General features: G+C 71.4%; 14 protein-coding genes. 13 read left to right on the plus strand and 1 reads right to left on the minus strand.

Annotated features, from left to right (window positions below):
• Positions 1-151 precede the first annotated feature (151 nt).
• The 12 genes from CP975_RS33355 (at position 152) to CP975_RS33410 (ending at position 11,208) form a co-directional block, all read left to right on the plus strand.
• On the plus strand, positions 152-613 hold the full coding sequence (locus CP975_RS33355; RefSeq protein WP_055530925.1) for a 4'-phosphopantetheinyl transferase superfamily protein: 462 nt from the start codon (positions 152-154) through the stop codon (positions 611-613).
• Entirely contained in the window at positions 610-1,611 is a 1,002-nt protein-coding gene (locus tag CP975_RS33360; protein WP_070321212.1) for an ACP S-malonyltransferase, read from the plus strand. The genes CP975_RS33355 and CP975_RS33360 overlap by 4 nt, the downstream gene beginning before the upstream one ends.
• Complete coding sequence (locus CP975_RS33365) at positions 1,608-2,354, plus strand: SDR family NAD(P)-dependent oxidoreductase (RefSeq protein WP_055530922.1); 747 nt, start codon at positions 1,608-1,610, stop codon at positions 2,352-2,354. The genes CP975_RS33360 and CP975_RS33365 overlap by 4 nt, the downstream gene beginning before the upstream one ends.
• 48 nt (positions 2,355-2,402) lie before the next feature.
• Complete coding sequence (locus tag CP975_RS33370) at positions 2,403-2,690, plus strand: phosphopantetheine-binding protein (RefSeq protein ID WP_055530920.1); 288 nt, start codon at positions 2,403-2,405, stop codon at positions 2,688-2,690.
• The gene (gene fabZ / locus CP975_RS33375) at positions 2,687-3,181 is read left to right on the plus strand and encodes a 3-hydroxyacyl-ACP dehydratase FabZ (protein WP_055530918.1); all 495 of its coding nucleotides are present in this window, start codon (positions 2,687-2,689) and stop codon (positions 3,179-3,181) included. Before CP975_RS33370 ends, fabZ begins: the two co-directional genes overlap by 4 nt.
• A 58-nt stretch (positions 3,182-3,239) precedes the next feature.
• A complete protein-coding gene (locus CP975_RS33380) occupies positions 3,240-4,253 on the plus strand; it encodes a glycine cleavage T C-terminal barrel domain-containing protein (RefSeq protein ID WP_055530917.1) in 1,014 nt (337 codons plus the stop codon).
• 73 nt (positions 4,254-4,326) lie between these two features.
• Positions 4,327-6,804: a beta-ketoacyl-[acyl-carrier-protein] synthase family protein gene (locus CP975_RS33385; RefSeq protein WP_055530914.1), complete on the plus strand. Its 2,478-nt coding sequence runs from the start codon at positions 4,327-4,329 to the stop codon at positions 6,802-6,804.
• Complete coding sequence (locus CP975_RS33390) at positions 6,801-7,181, plus strand: holo-ACP synthase (RefSeq protein WP_055530912.1); 381 nt, start codon at positions 6,801-6,803, stop codon at positions 7,179-7,181. Before CP975_RS33385 ends, CP975_RS33390 begins: the two co-directional genes overlap by 4 nt.
• Positions 7,178-7,936 carry an SDR family NAD(P)-dependent oxidoreductase gene (locus CP975_RS33395; protein WP_055530910.1) on the plus strand — a complete coding sequence of 253 codons (759 nt, stop codon included), beginning with the start codon at positions 7,178-7,180 and terminating at the stop codon, positions 7,934-7,936. The genes CP975_RS33390 and CP975_RS33395 overlap by 4 nt, the downstream gene beginning before the upstream one ends.
• Positions 7,937-7,988: 52 nt before the next feature.
• The gene (locus CP975_RS33400; RefSeq protein ID WP_055530908.1) at positions 7,989-9,545 is read left to right on the plus strand and encodes a DHA2 family efflux MFS transporter permease subunit; all 1,557 of its coding nucleotides are present in this window, start codon (positions 7,989-7,991) and stop codon (positions 9,543-9,545) included.
• A gap of 115 nt (positions 9,546-9,660) precedes the next feature.
• Complete coding sequence (locus CP975_RS35250) at positions 9,661-9,843, plus strand: acyl-CoA carboxylase subunit epsilon (protein WP_055530906.1); 183 nt, start codon at positions 9,661-9,663, stop codon at positions 9,841-9,843.
• 312 nt (positions 9,844-10,155) lie between these two features.
• Positions 10,156-11,208: an acyltransferase family protein gene (locus CP975_RS33410; protein ID WP_055530904.1), complete on the plus strand. Its 1,053-nt coding sequence runs from the start codon at positions 10,156-10,158 to the stop codon at positions 11,206-11,208.
• A gap of 148 nt (positions 11,209-11,356) precedes the next feature.
• On the opposite strand, the gene CP975_RS33415 is transcribed toward CP975_RS33410, so the two are convergent.
• Entirely contained in the window at positions 11,357-13,531 is a 2,175-nt protein-coding gene (locus CP975_RS33415; protein ID WP_055530903.1) for an MMPL family transporter, read from the minus strand.
• Between the two features lie 109 nt (positions 13,532-13,640).
• On the opposite strand from CP975_RS33415, the gene CP975_RS33420 reads away from it, so the two are divergent.
• Positions 13,641-14,360: a TetR/AcrR family transcriptional regulator gene (locus tag CP975_RS33420; RefSeq protein WP_055530901.1), complete on the plus strand. Its 720-nt coding sequence runs from the start codon at positions 13,641-13,643 to the stop codon at positions 14,358-14,360.
• The last annotated feature ends 358 nt before the right edge of the window (positions 14,361-14,718 follow it).

Raw genomic sequence — 14,718 nt, forward strand, 5'->3', positions numbered from 1 at the left:
TGACATGGATTTCTCGACGCGCTTAGCGTTCCGGTGAACGAAGGAGCAGGGCGAATCCGGCCCACTCGCATTCAGCGCGCATTATCCTTTCGTGTTTCGCGCAGTTCATTTCGCATTTCACAGAACGTCAGCGAATCGGCGGTGTTTGTCGATGGACATTACGGAATACCTCCGCTGCTCGGTGCCGGCGGCGGTGCACTCGGCAGGGGTCGACCTGGTGGACCTGCGCCGCTGGGACCTGGCCGTGACCCGCACCGGGGGAGCCGTGCTGCGACGCGCCTTCAGCGCCTCGGAACGCGCGGCGGCCAGGTGCGCGGCGGATGGCGAACTGACCCCGGCACGGATCCTGGGGCACGCCTTCGGCATCAAGGAGAGCGTGGTGAAGGCTCTGGGAGGACTGCCGCCGGGCTCCGCCTACGCCGACATCGACGTCGGCACCGGGCCACCGGAGCAGGACGGCGGCGGCCGGCAGGTACACCTCCGCGGTGAACTCGCCCGCTGGGCCGCCCGGCACGGCGTCACGCTGACCGGCGGCACCCGTGAACTCGCGGACGACATGGCCGTGGCCTGGGTCGTGGCCGCCCCCACCATCACCCCGGCAGGTCCCCGATGAACAGACCCACGGCATTCGTCTTCCCCGGCCAGGGCAGCCAGTTCCCCGGCATGGGACGGGAGTTGGCGCGCTTCGGCCCCGCCGCCCGCGATCTCGTCGACCGGGCCGAGGACGTCACGGGCCTTCCCGTCGGCGCCCTCATGACCGAGGCCGACGCGGACACCCTCGCGGACCCGGAGTACGCCCAGGTCCTGGTGTTCGTCTGGTCCCTCGCGGCGCTGCACCGGCTGCGCGACAGGGGCCTGGCCCCCTCGGCCGTCGCCGGGCACAGCCTCGGCGAGTACACCGCGCTCACCGCCTGCGGCAGCCTCGACCCGGACACCGCGCTCTCCCTGGTCTCCTGCCGCGGACGGGCCATGAGCACGGCCGCCCGGCAGACCGCCGGCACCATGGCCGCGATCGTCGGACTGGCACCGGAAACCGTCCGCCGCCTGTGCCAGGAGGCCTGCGACGACACCGGCTTCGCCGTCGTCGCCAACCTCAACTCGCCCCGGCAGACCGTGGTGTCCGGCACCGTCGCCGCGGTCCAGCGCGTGGTCGACGCCGCCCGGGACGCCGGGGCGCTGCGCGCCCGCCGCCTGCCCGTCGGCGGCGCCTACCACTCGCCCCTGATGGCCGGGGCGCCACTGGGACTGATGGGCAAGCTCGCCGAGGCACGCCTGGCCCCTCCCCGCATCCCCCTGGTGTCCAGCGCGACCGGGCAGCTGGTGAGCGACATCGAGGAGTACCGCGAGGTGCTGTTCGCACAGATCCTCCGCCCGGTGCGCTGGCAGGACACGGTGCACACGCTTCTGGGGCTCGGCGTACGCACCTTCGTCGAGGCCGGGCCCGGGCGGGTGCTGTCCGGACTGGGACGGGAGATGGCCCGCGAGGCCCGGCACCTGAGCGTCCACGAAGCGCTCGGCGCCACACCGCCGCCCACGGCGGTACCGGCCTCGCCCGCGGGGCCGCCCACCGCACAGGACCACGTCACCTCGAAGGCAAGGAAAAGCACGTGAGCGATCTCAACGGGCGCATCGCGCTGGTCACCGGGGCCACCAAGGGAATCGGGCTCGCGGTCGCCACCGACCTGGCGCGCGCCGGAGCCACCGTCCTGCTCAACCACCGCCGGAACCCCGAACAGGCCGAGGAAGCCCTGCGGACCGTGCGGCAGATCCAGCCGGACGCCGCCCTGGTACAGGGCGACATCTCCCAATCCGCGGACGTGGAGCGCATGTTCCGCCTCATCCGCGCCGAGTACGGCGGCATCGACGCGCTGGTGCACAACGCCGGCATCACCCGGGACGGCTACGCCGTGATGATGGGCGACGCCAAGTGGCAAGAGGTGATCGACACCAACCTCACCGGAGCGTTCCTGTGCATGCGCGCGGCCGGCCGGATGATGGCCGCGCGACGCCGGGGCTCCATCGTCACCATCGGGTCCACCAGCGCCTTCAACCCGCCCGCCGGCCAGGCCAACTACGCGGCGGCCAAAGCGGGCGTACTGGCCATGGTCAAAGCCCTCGCCAAGGAACTCGGCGGCTACGGCGTCCGCGTCAACGCCGTCGTCCCCGGCTTCGTCGACACCGCCATGACCCAGAAGATGCCGCCCGCACAACTGGCGGAGAACCTCAAGCGCGTCCCGCTCGGCCGCATCGGCCGGACCGAGGAAGTCGGCTCGGCCGTGCGCTTCCTGCTCAGCGACGACGCGGCGTACATCACCGGCACTTCCCTCGTCGTCGACGGCGGACTCATCAGCTGAACCGCCCGAGCACCCCCGACCCCACCCATCCCAAGCAAGGAGCCCCTCATGACGATGACCCTCGAAGAGGCCACCCACCGCGCCGGAGCGCGCCAGGAACTGGCCGAAGGCGTCAAGTGCCTTCTGGTGGAACGGCTCTCACTGGACGTCGACCCCACGACGATCGGCGACGACCAGCCGCTCTTCGGCCGAGGCCTGGAACTGGACTCCATCGACACCCTGGAACTCGCGATGGCCGTCGAGGACACCTACGGCGTCACTATCACCGACGACGACACGCACAGCCTGCTCTCACTCAACCGGCTCGTGGACCACATCGAGGCGGCCTGGACATGACGCACCACCAGTCACCCCCGCGGGCAGCCGTGCTGAGCGCCGACGACATCGCCCGTCTGCTCCCGCACCGCCACCCGTTCTTCCTCCTCGACCGGGTCACCGCGCTCCACCCCGGCGTGAGCGCCGAGGCGATCAAGAACGTCACCGCGTCCGACGCCGTACTGGCAGGGCACTTCCCCGGCCGCATGCTCTACCCCGGCGTGCTGCTCGTCGAATGTGTCGCCCAGCTCGCAGCGGTGATCTACGGCAGCGCCGGCGCGCTGCGCACGACCGGCGAGATCGTCGGAGACGTGGCGGACCGCGTCGGCTACCTCGCGGAGATCCGCCAGGCGAAGTTCCTCAAACCGGTGCTCCCCGGCGACCAGGTGGTCTTCCGGGCCCAGAGCGGCCCCCGCCTCGGCGGACTCATCTCGGTGACCGGACAGGCCTCGGTCGGCCGCGAACAGGTGATGACCGTACGGCTCGCCGTCACCGAGCGCGAGGACGCGTAGTCGGCCCCGCCTGACCCACCCCCCATCTTTTTCCTCTCGTCTGCCCAAGGAGAGCCCCATGAAGACCAGCTACACAGACACGACCGAGGAGTACACGGCGCTGCGCGAGGCGTGCGGACTCATCGACTACGAAGGCATGGGCCTGGTGCGGGTCTCGGGCCCCGCCGCCGCCGAGTACCTCGGCCGGGCCGCCACCCGCGGCGTCGACTTCCTCCTGGAGGGACAGAGCACCGCGGCCCTCCTGCTGCGCGAGAACGGCACCGTCATCGCCGAGGTGCTCATCCACTGCCACGCCGCGCACTACCTGGTGGAGATCTGGCCGTCCCAGGCCGCGGAGGCGACCGCCCACCTGATCGACGCCGCCCTGGCCTACGAGGACGTGACCGTCCAGGACGTCAGCGCGGAGTACCGCGTCCTCGCGCTGGAGGGCCCCGCATCCTTCAAGACCGCACAGAGGTACCTGCCCTTCCCCGTCGCGTCCATGGCGTACCGCAGCTTCGCCACGGCCGAGTGGGGCGAAGGCCAGGGGCTCGCTGTCTCGCGGACCGGGGTGACCGGCGAGTACGGGTACAAGTTCTTCGCCCCCGCCGCCGAGGGGGCGCGGCTGCGGGCCGAGCTGCTGGCCGACGGTGCCGTCGAATGCGGCAAGGACGCACTGGACGTGTGCCGGATGGAGGTCCGGTTCGCCAGCCTGGAACACGAGAGCGCGGGCCACGAGGTCACCCCCTTCGACCTGGGCCTCCAGTGGATGGTCGACCCCGGCCGGGAGGTCGCGGGCCCGGCCGCCGAACGTGACGGCGCGCTCCGCTCCCCGGTGTGCTGGATCGCGGACGAGTCGCTGAGCGCCCGCCCGGAACAGGGCACTGCCATCGCGGTGCGGGACGCCGAGGTGGGCGTCGTCACCCATGCCGTCCGCTCGCCCAGGCTCGGGCGGATCATCGGCACCGGCCGGGTGGACGCCGCGGTGGCCGCCTCGGGCCAGGACTTCCAACTCGCCGGGTCCGATACGGCGATCCGGACGGTCTCCGCCCCGTTCCTGACCGCCACCAGCCTCGACGTACCGCTGGATTGAGACCCCGCGTGGCACAAAGTGCGGCGGTGTGCGCGCGGAGCGCGCCGCCGCACCCCGGCTGTAAGGAGAAGACATGAGTTCCACCAAGGGCTTTCAAGAGGGCGTCGCCATCACCGGAATAGGCCTCAGCTGCGCGCTGGGCAACGGCGTCCAACAGGTGTGGCGGGGCATCCGCGAAGGACGCAGCGGCATCGGCAAGACCGAACGTATCGACGTATCGACACTGAGCTGCCAGTACTCCGGCGAGGTGCCGTCGGTGCCCGCGGCCGGGCAGCGGCTGCGCGGACGGCTCGACCGTGCGACGACGCTGGCCCTCAACGCCGCCGAAGAGGCCATCGAGGGAGCCGGGCTGAGCCTGACGGAACACGACGCCTACCGCATGGGCGTCGCCGTGGGCACCTCGGTCGGCGGCCTGGAACGCGGTGAGGAGTTCCACTGGGACCTGCTGCGCGACGGGCCAGGGGCGCCACGCCGCGACCGGCTGTTCCACTACCCCCTCTACACGTCCGCGGACGCCCTGAGCATCGCCTTCCAGCTCAAGGGGCCCAAGGTGGTGATCTCCAACGCCTGCGCGGCCGGTTCCAACTCGATCGGGTTCGCGGCGGACGCCATCCGGGACGGCCGGGCCGACATCATGATCGCCGGCGGCGTCGATGTCCTGGACATCCTCTCGCTGGCCGGATTCGACAGCCTCAACGCCCTCGATCCGGCCCCCTGCGCCCCGTACTCCCGCAGCACCGGCCTCAACATCGGTGAGGGCGCGGCGATCCTGGTGCTGGAATCGGAGTCGTCCGCCCGGCGGCGCGGTGCCGCGATCCTCGCCCACCTCCTGGGCTACGCCCTCACCAGCGACGCCTACCACGCCACCGCGCCGGACCCGGCGGGCAACGGAGCGGTCCGTGCCATGCGAAGGGGCCTCGCCCAGGCACAGCTGACCGCCGCCGACGTCGACTACGTCAACGGGCACGGCACGGGCACGCCGACCAACGACAGTGCCGAGACGAAGGCCGTCACCTCCCTGTTCGAAGGCCTCTCACCGGCACCGGTGAGCAGTACCAAGTCGCAGGTCGGCCACATGCTCGGCGCGGCCGGCGCCCTGGAGGCGGCGGCATGCGTCCTGGCGCTGCGGGACGGCGTGCTGCCGCCCACGGTGAACGTCGAGGAGGGCTTCGACGCGCCCCGCGACATCGTCGCCAACCACGCCCGTGAGCAGGAGCTGGACGTCGTCGTCTCCAACTCCTTCGCGTTCGGCGGCAACAACTGCTCACTCGTCCTGGGACGCCACCCGGCCCCGCCCGCGCCCCGTCCGGACCGGCGTGTCGTCATCACCGGCGCCGGACCCGTCTCCTCGGTCGGCAGCGGACGGGAGGCCTTCCTCGCCGCGCTCAGGGAGGGACGGTCCGGCATCGGCCCGGCCCGCCTGTCCGACCTCGCGCTCTCCCGCAGCGGACAGGCCGCCGAGATCGACATCGCCGACTGCCGTCGCCACGTCGACCGCGCGTACGCCCGGCGGCTCGACCAGATCGGACTGCTGACCCTCGCCGCCTGCCGACTGGCCCTGGACGACGCGGGCCTGCGGATCGGGAGGTCCGACGCCGAACGCGTCGGCATGGTCTTCGGTACGTTCAACGGGCCCGTGGAGACGGTGGAACAGCTCAGCAGGACCATCGGCACGGATGGCCCGCACCGGGTCAACCCCCGCCTGTTCCCCAACTCCGTGATGAACGCGGCGGCCGGACACGCCTGTCTGGCGCTCCGGATCCGGGGCCCGCTCTCCACGCTCGCCACCGGCTGCGTGTCCGGCCTGAGCGGTCTGGGTTACGCCGCGGATCTGATCCGCCGCGGCGAGGCCGACGCGATGCTCGCGGTGAGCGCGGACGAGCTGACTCCGCTGGTGCACTACGGGTTCGACCGGCTCGGCCTGCTCTCCTCGGACACCTGCCGCCCCTACAGCAGCACCCCCAGCGGGACCGTTCTCGGAGCGGGCAGCACCGCCCTGGTCGTGGAGTCCCTGGAACACGCTCTGGCCCGCGGCGCCACGGTACTGGCCGAAGTACGGGGACACGCGACCACCTCGGACGGCTACCGCATCGCGGGCAACGACCCCTCGGGCCGGGCCTGGGCGGAGAGCTTCAAGCGGGCGCTGGACGACGCGGGAATGACCGCGGCCGACATCGGAACCGTCTACGGTGACGCGCGCGGAACCGCCGTGCTCGACCTGGCCGAGACTCGCGCGGTCGCCCAGGTGTGGCAGCCCGGCGCGGTGGGGCTGAGCAACCTCACCGGATACGTCGGCCATGTGCACAGCACCACCTCCCTGATGTCGGCGGTGTGTGCCACCGAGACGCTGCGCACCGGGTGGAGCCCGCCCCTCGCGGGCCTCTCCGAGCCGCTCGACGGGATCGAGGGATACCTGCGGCCGCGCACCCAAACGGAGCGAGCCGACCATGCCGCCGGTCGCTCCTGCCTGCTCACCGCGGCCAACTGGGGCGGCACGTACGCCTCGCTCGTACTGAGCCCGTGGGAGGCCGAGCAGGGGAGGACGTCGTGAGGGGCAACCCCCCCTTGGTCCTGCATCTCGCCACTCCCCAGCAGACGCCGCCCGCCGGCGACCCACGCTGGGGCACCTGGCTCACCGACGCGGAACTCGCCTACGCACGCGGCCTCCTGCGGGCCGAGGAACACCTGTCCGCCCGGAAGTTGGCCAAAGAGGCCGGCGCGGGAGTCCTGGGGTGGCGGTGCGAGCCACCCTGGCAGGACATGGAGGTGCGGCGGCGTCCGGGGGCCGCACCCGCTCTCCACCTCGGCGAGACACTCTCCCGCGAGTCCCTGGCGCCGGGCACTGCAACGCCGGGCATCTCACTGACGCACGCCCGCGGTTACGCGGCCGCGCTCGCCTGGCTGCCTCCCGGCGGGGGAGCGTCGTGAGGGCCGGCCGGCCCGGCGGCCAGGTGGCGGTGGTCACCGGAGCCCTCGGCGGGATCGGCCGGGCCGTGACCACCCTGCTCATGGAGCAGGGCGCGGGGGTCGTGGTGACCGACCTGGACGGCGAGGCGTGCCTGGCCGCCGCAGCCGAGCTGAATCGCGGCCCGTCCCGCGGCCGGGCCTTCGGCCACCCCCTGGATGTCACCGACCCCGACGCCTGGGAGCAGGTGACCCGGTACGCCCGCCGCCGCTTCGGCCACCTCGACGTCCTGGTCAACAACGCGGGCACCTTGGCGATCGACGGCGTGGAACACCTCGGCGCACACGACTGGGAGCGCGTGGTGGACACCTGCCAACGCGGCACCTGGCTCGGCATGCGGGCGGTCACGCCGTGCCTGCGCTCGGCGGGCGGCGGAGCGGTCGTCAACATCGCGTCGGTCTACGGCATGGTGGGCTCGGGCGCTTCCTTCGCCTACCACGCGGCCAAGGGCGCCGTCCGCGCCATGACGGTCGCCGCCGCCGTCGAACTCGCCCCCGCGGGCATCAGGGTCAACACGGTCTGTCCCGGCATGGTCGAGACCTCGATGACCACCACGGTCCCTCAGCAGTTCGTCGACGACGTGGTCGCGGCGACACCGTTGCGACGCCGGGCCCGCCCGCGCGAAGTCGCCGCCGCCGTCGCCTTCCTGGCATCCGACGCGGCCTCCTTCATCACCGGGGCCGAACTCGTCGTCGACGGCGGCTACACCGCCCGCTGACCCGGCTCACGAGCCTCCCGCCTGCCCCGAGCCCGAGAAAGGAGGAGAGGCGATGGCCAAGCACGCCCGGCCCAGGTGCCCGTGGACCGCCCTCGGCGTGATCTGCGTCGGCTTCTTCATGATCGTGCTCGACACCACGATCGTGCACGTCGCGGTCCCGGCGATGCTGGAGGACCTGGACGCCGGTCTGGACCGGATCCTGTGGATCGTCAACGCGTATGTCCTCACCTACGCGGTCCTCATGATCACCGCGGGACGATTCGGTGAGCGCTTCGGCCCCAGACGGGTCTACCTGGCCGGGCTGCTGCTGTTCACCCTCGCCTCCGGCCTGTGCGCCCTGGCCGAAAGCGCCGGCCAACTGATCGCCCTGCGCGCCGTTCAGGGCGTGGGCGCGGCCCTGCTGACCCCGCAGACCGGCGCCTTCGTCACCGTGCTGTTCCCACCGGAGCGCCGGGGTGCCGCCTTCGGCGTACTGACCAGTGCCATCGGGCTGTCCATCGTGGCCGGGCCGCTGCTCGGCGGGTTCCTGGTGACCTGTGCCGGATGGCAGTGGATCTTCCTCGTCAACGTGCCGGTGGGGCTCGCCGCGCTCGTGGCGGCGTTCGTACTGCTGCCACGCCCGGCGCCGGTCCGGCGTCACGGCTGGGACCTGGCCGGTCTCGTACTGGTGACGACAGGTCTCACCGCCTTCACGTTCGGCCTGCTGGAGAGCGACCACGCCGGGTCCGCGAGCATCGCGGGTCCGGTCACCGCCCCGTGGGTACTCGCCTCCGGGCTCGTACTCCTGTCGGTCTTCGTGCTCCAGCAGCGCCGCACCAAAGGCCGGCCCCTGCTGCCCCGGGCGCTGTTCGCCCACCGGGACTTCGGCCTCGCCAACCTCATCGGCGCGGGCATCCACTTCGCCGTGATCGGCAGCGCCTTTCCGGTCGCCCTGTTCCTCCAAAGCGTACTGGGCTGCTCGGCGTGGGAGGCGGGTCTCGTCACCGCGCCGACGCCCCTGGCCGCGGTCGCCGTCGCCCAGGTGGCCGGCCGCCTCGTCGACCGGTTCGGCGGCAAGGCCCTGCTGCTGGTTGGGCTGTTGACGTACGCGGGCGGTCTCGCGCTGATCGTGGTTCTGGCCCGGCCGGGCATGAACCCGTGGGGTCTGCTGCCCGGGCTGCTCGTCGCGGACATCGGCATCGGCTGTGTGCTGGCACCGGTGACACACCTCGCCATGAACACCGTGGACAGCTCGATGGCCGGCGCCGCTTCCGGCGTACTGAACACCACCCGGCAGGTCGGCGGGGTCCTCGGCAGCGCGGCGGTCGGAACCCTGCTGCAATATCGCCTGGCGGCCGACGCCCATCAACGGCGCCTCACCGCAGCGGAGTTGCTGCCGCGGGCGGCGCGGCGGGCCTTCGTGTCCGACCCGGGCGGCGAGGTGCCCGCATTCCTCGATCCGCGCGGTGTGGATCTGTTCCTCCGCCTGGGGGCCCAGGCACAGCGGCAGGGCTTCGTCGACGCGATGCGGGAAACGGCGCTCCTGCCGATCGGCGTGCTCCTCCTCGGCGCCGCCTGCTGCCTGGCCCTCTCGGGCGGCACGCGGCGCTCCGGCGCGGACAGCGGATGAGGACGCCATGAACGGACGTACGCCACCGCGCGGCGCGGCCCATCCGCCCTCTCCGCCCTCTCCGCCCTCTCCGCCCTCTCCGCCCTCTCCCACCTCCCCACCCCACGAGTTCACCGTGGTGCGCGGACAGCCGAACGACGAGGAACTGGCGGCGGTGGTGTCGGCGCTCCTGACGCTCTCCCGCAGCCGCGCGGTCGGCGCGCGCGGCGATGGCGCGGCGGTGCGCCGCGCGCTGTGGACGCGGTCGTGGTCGTGGTCGCCGGGAGGCTACCGCGCTCCTGGCTCGTGGCAGCGCTGAGCGGGAATAGCTCAGCGGGAATCAGCGGAAATTGGCGAGCGGGAATTGGTGAGCGGTGCCGCCCTGCTCGCGTATTGCGGGCTGCCCTCATGTCATTTCCGGGGCCCTTTCTCTTTCCTTACACCCAGCCTTGCTATTCACGATTTACGGATCATACGCTGCGCTCGCTCATCAAATGCCGACCGGAAAAGCGCGTCGGCCTGAGAGAAGGAGTCGGCGATGGCCGGAACTCTTGGAACTGCCCGGAGCAGAAAGCGGTCGGCGGTGATCACGGGGAATTCGCCTCAGTCGCAACTCGCCTCCCTCACCGGAATGCGGTTCCTTGCCGCAGCGCTGGTGGTCTGCACTCATTTCGGGCTCTACGTGCGGGGAAACCCCGACTTCTGGCGCAACTCGGGCCAGGTCGGTGTCTCGTTCTTCTTCATCCTGAGCGGATTCGTGCTGACCTGGTCGTCGCGCCCGGACCGGAGCGCCCGCGACTTCTGGCGCCGTCGCCTGTGCAAGGTCTTCCCGAACCACCTCGTGACGGCCGCCGTCCACTTCGCGCTGCTGTGCCTGGTCGGCGCGCGACTCACGGAGTGGCAGCTCGTGCCCACGGCGCTGCTGGTGCAGTCGTGGATCCCCGGCTTCGACCTGACCACCGCGGTCTCCCCGGTGAGCTGGTCGCTGTCGTGCGAGCTGTTCTTCTACGCCGCGTTCCCGTTCCTGCTGCGGTGCGTCGTCCGTATCCGCGACGGGCGGCTGTGGTGGTGGGCGGCGGGGACGGTCGCGATGATCGTCTGCGTACCGGTCGTCGCGACGTACCTGGTCCCGGACGGCAACCCCATGACGCCGCTGCTGCCCTACATGAACAACGACGCCTGGTTCGTCTACTTCTTCCCCGTGGCCCGCGCCCTGGAGTTCCTCCTCGGAATGCTGGTCGCGCGCCTCGTCATGGAGGGGAGGTGGCTGCCTGTGGGCAGGGTCCCGGCGATGCTCGCGCTGGCGCTCGGTTTCTGGATGTCGATGGGCGCGGGGCTGTACTCGTTCGTCGCGATCACCGTGGTCCCCCTGGCGCTGGTCATCGGTTCGACCGCGGTCGCTGACGCCGGAGGGCGCCGGTCCATCCTCAGGGCCCGGCCGATGGTGTGGCTGGGCGAGGTGTCCTTCGCGCTCTACCTGGTGCACAAGCCCGTCATCGACTTCAGCGCCAGGGCGCTGGGCATTCCGCGCTTCAGCGGCATGGACCTGATCGCGCAACTCGGCTTCTTCGCCCTGATATTCGGGGCGTCGGTGTTGGTGGCATGGGCGCTGTACCGGATGGTCGAACGGCCGGCGATGCGGCGTTGGAGCCGGGCGAGGAACCGACGGCAGACTTCTGATTGACGAAATCGAAAGGGTGAAATGCAGGGCTCCGGCCGGTGGCGACCTTCCGCCACCGGCCGGAGCTATTTCTGTATGCCCGATGTCGATACGTTGTTCTGCCCGATGCCCGATGCCGGATGCCGGTGCGTCGGTATCGCATTGCGCAGCATCATTTCGGCATGGCCTGAGCAGGTGCCTCCGCCAGACCGAAGCGCCGATGAAGCGCGCGCAACGGACGGGGCGCGTACCAGTTGTGCCTGCCCAGCAGCCGCAGGCAGGTCGGCACGAGGACGCCGCGGATGAGCAGCGCGTCCAGCAGGACAGCCAATCCGCTCCCCAGGCCGAACATCTGCATGAAACTCACCGAACTGGTCGCGAAGGCCAGCAGGCTCACCGCGAGAAGCGCTGCCGCCGCCGAGACGATGGATCCGCTGCGGCCCAGCCCCCGCGGGACGGCCTCGGCCGTGGGCAGCCCTTGGTCGTGCAGTTCCTTGATCCGGCCCAGTACGAACACCTCGTAGTCCATGGACAGCCCGAACACGACGCAGAACATCAGCAGCGTCATGGCCGTGTCCATCGGCATCGGCGTACAGCCGAGCAGCCCGGAGAAGTGCCCCGTCTGGAAGATCCACACCATGGTGCCGAGGATCGCGCCCATGCCGAGGGCGTTGAGCAGCAACGCCCGCAGGGGCTGCGTCACGCTGCCGGTGAAGAGGAACAGCAGCACGAACGTGCTGGTGGCGATCATGGCCAGGGCGAGGGGCAGCCGGTCCCCGATGGCCTGCTTGGTGTCGACGGCCCGGGCGGCAGGACCGCCGACGAGTGCCTCGCCGGGTCCGGGCAGGGCCACCGCACGCACCCTTTTGACCAGGTGGGCGGCTTCTTCTGAGGCAGGCGGGTGGCTGGTGCGCACGGTGATGTGGTGCAGATCCGACCCCGGCGAGGTCCGTGTGTCGTGGTCGATGGAATCCACGCCGGTCACTTCCGATACGGCCCGCGCGTACGCGGCGACGTCCGACGGCGCCGACCCTCCGGTGACCACGACGTCGAGGGAGTCGACGCCCCCGCCGTGCGGGAATTCGGCGCGCAACGCGGCGGCGACGGTCCGGCTCGGCGTGTTCTCGGGCATGACGCGTTCGTCCGGGGTGCCGAAACGGACTCCGAGCAATGGCGCCGCCGCGACCACGAGGACGGCGAAGGCGGGCAGGGCGGTCCGCAGCGGGTGGCGAAGGACCGTGCGGGCTATGCGCTCCCAGAGCCGGTCACCTCCGCCGGCCCGTACGGACCGGGGAGTGAGGCGCGGGCCGAGCACGGTGAGCAGCGCAGGTGTGACCAGGAGCGCGCAGAGCGCCGCGGTGGCGACGACGCCGAGACCGGCGTAGGCGAACGAGCGCAGGAAGGCCAGTGGGAAGACCAACGGCGCGGCGAGCGCGGCGGCGACCGTGGCGGCGGAGAACACGATCGTGCGCCCGGCCGTCGCCACCGTCTGCCCGACCGCCTCACGAGGGTCCTGACCGGCGGCCAGTTGTTCGCGGTACCGGCTGACCATCAGGAGCCCGTAGTCGATCGCCAGTCCGAGGCCGAGAGCGGTGGTGAGGTTGATGGCGAAGACCGATACGTCGGTGACGCGGGCGAGCAGGTGGAGTTCGGCGAAGGTCCCGAGGACGGCCACGACACCGATCCCCAGCGGCACCAGCGCGGGCGCCAGGCCACGGAAGACGAGGACCAGCAGGGCGAAGGTGACCGGGATGGCGATCCCTTCGGCCAGTCCCAGGTCCTTGGCCACCTGGGTGCTGATGTCGTGACCGAGACCGGAGGGCCCGCCCGCGACGACGGTGAACGCCCTCCCCGGAGCGCCCTCCTCGCGGCCGTCGGCATCGGCATCGGCCTTGTCATCGGCATCGGCATGATCGGCTATGAGCGCGGCGGCCCGCTCGGCTACCTCTTCACCGTCTCCGGCGAGCTGTACGAGTACGAGCGCGCCGCTGCCGTCCTCCGCCCTGAGGGCAGCGGCCGGTGTCCGCCAGTACGAGACCACATCCTGGACTCCCTGGCGCCGTGAAAGCCGGTCGGTGAAGTCATCGCCCGCGGCCCGCACAGCGGGGGAGTCGACGGTGCCCGCTCGTGGCCGGACCAGCAGGACGAGATCGGGCGTACCGCCGAATTCTTTGTCGAGCAGCCGGGCCGCGCGGCTTGAGGGGGCGGTCGGGTCCTCGAACCCGCCGCTCTTGAGCTGTCCGAAGACGCCGATCCCCGCGGCGCCGGCCGCGAGCGTCAGCAGCCCGGCCCAGATGAGCACCGTACGTGCCCTGTCGAAGAGGAAGAGTCCCAGTGTGCGCAGCATGTGCTGCCTCCCGGAGGGCCGGGCGGGCCGTGTGCCGGGAGGCGCACGGACCCGACGATGTTTACGCCGTTAACTTTGCATTCCATGTGCACGCTGTCAACATTGGAGGGTGAGTACACCCAAGGCGCCGCGGAGCGGCTACCACCACGGTGATCTGCGCAACGCACTCGTAGGGGCGGGCGTCGCCCTCGCCACGAAGGGCGGCCCCCAAGAGGTGGTCCTGCGGGCCGTGGCCAGGGAGGTCGGCGTCTCGCCCACGGCCGCGTACCGGCATTTCGCCAACAGGGAAGACCTGCTGCACGCCGTCAGACTGGCGGCGCTGGCCCGGCTCGCCGGGGCCATGGAGCAGGAGGTCATCGCGGGGAAGCGGCGGCGCGACCCGGTCGAGGACGCGGTGCGCCGCCTGCGTGCCCTGGGGGCGGGCTACCTCCGCTTCGCGCTGGCCGAGCCGGGGCTGTTCCGGATGGCCTGCTGCGACACCTCGGCGCAGACCGCGGACTTCTCACTGGTCTCCGACTCCCGCGCCTTCGCCCTGCTGACCGAGGTGATCGACACGCTCGCCGGGCACGGTCTGATCGAATCCGGCAGCCGGCCGTACAGCGAGATGGCGGCGTGGGCGCCGATCCACGGCATGGCCACCCTGCTGCTCGACGGCCTGCTCGACGCCCTTCCGCCACGACAGCGCCAGGCCGCGGTGGACCGGGTCATCGAGGTCACGGTCGAGGGGTTGTGCGGTCAGGGCGTCGTCGCGGACGCAGGCCGGTCGTGGACGCGACGGCTGTGGTCCCCGGTGCGAAAGAGGGAGGGCGGACCGGGGGAGAGGCCCTGACCGGCGCCGACACTCCGTGGCGCTCCTGCCGCGGACGGTGAGGGGCTGGAGAGCGCCCAGGTCGAGCTCCACGGGTATGTGCTTGCCATGGGTATTCCTGTCGGGGTGTGTGCTTGTGTGTGGGGGGCGACCGTCCGTAGGGAGCGGCCTCCTTGTGCTCCCCACTTTCGCCCGCGGGACATGCCCGGCGGACCCGACCGGCGTCCGCAGCGGACCCCGCCGACCGGCGGGGTCCGGGGCCGCCCATCAAGAAGTCGCCCGGGGCGACCAACCATGGCGAGTGCGCGTTGTGCGGGCTCTTTGGGATGCCTCACCCGGTGAGCCGACGGTCGATCACCGTGCGGAGTTTCCCGCTTGC

The organism is Streptomyces alboniger (genome assembly GCF_008704395.1).
Classification (GTDB): Bacteria; Actinomycetota; Actinomycetes; order Streptomycetales; family Streptomycetaceae; genus Streptomyces; species Streptomyces alboniger.

What these genes read in the sequence shown, in the direction of transcription:
- CP975_RS33385 (WP_055530914.1), top strand. Translation starts at nt 4,327, where the DNA reads ATGAGTTCCACCAAGGGCTTTCAAGAGGGCGTCGCCATCACCGGAATA.
- fabZ (WP_055530918.1), top strand. Translation starts at nt 2,687, where the DNA reads ATGACGCACCACCAGTCACCCCCGCGGGCAGCCGTGCTGAGCGCCGAC.
- CP975_RS33360 (WP_070321212.1), top strand. Translation starts at nt 610, where the DNA reads ATGAACAGACCCACGGCATTCGTCTTCCCCGGCCAGGGCAGCCAGTTC.
- CP975_RS33410 (WP_055530904.1), top strand. Translation starts at nt 10,156, where the DNA reads ATGCGGTTCCTTGCCGCAGCGCTGGTGGTCTGCACTCATTTCGGGCTC.
- CP975_RS33370 (WP_055530920.1), top strand. Translation starts at nt 2,403, where the DNA reads ATGACGATGACCCTCGAAGAGGCCACCCACCGCGCCGGAGCGCGCCAG.
- CP975_RS33380 (WP_055530917.1), top strand. Translation starts at nt 3,240, where the DNA reads ATGAAGACCAGCTACACAGACACGACCGAGGAGTACACGGCGCTGCGC.
- CP975_RS33355 (WP_055530925.1), top strand. Translation starts at nt 152, where the DNA reads ATGGACATTACGGAATACCTCCGCTGCTCGGTGCCGGCGGCGGTGCAC.
- CP975_RS33415 (WP_055530903.1), bottom strand. Translation starts at nt 13,531, where the DNA reads ATGCTGCGCACACTGGGACTCTTCCTCTTCGACAGGGCACGTACGGTG.
- CP975_RS33400 (WP_055530908.1), top strand. Translation starts at nt 7,989, where the DNA reads ATGGCCAAGCACGCCCGGCCCAGGTGCCCGTGGACCGCCCTCGGCGTG.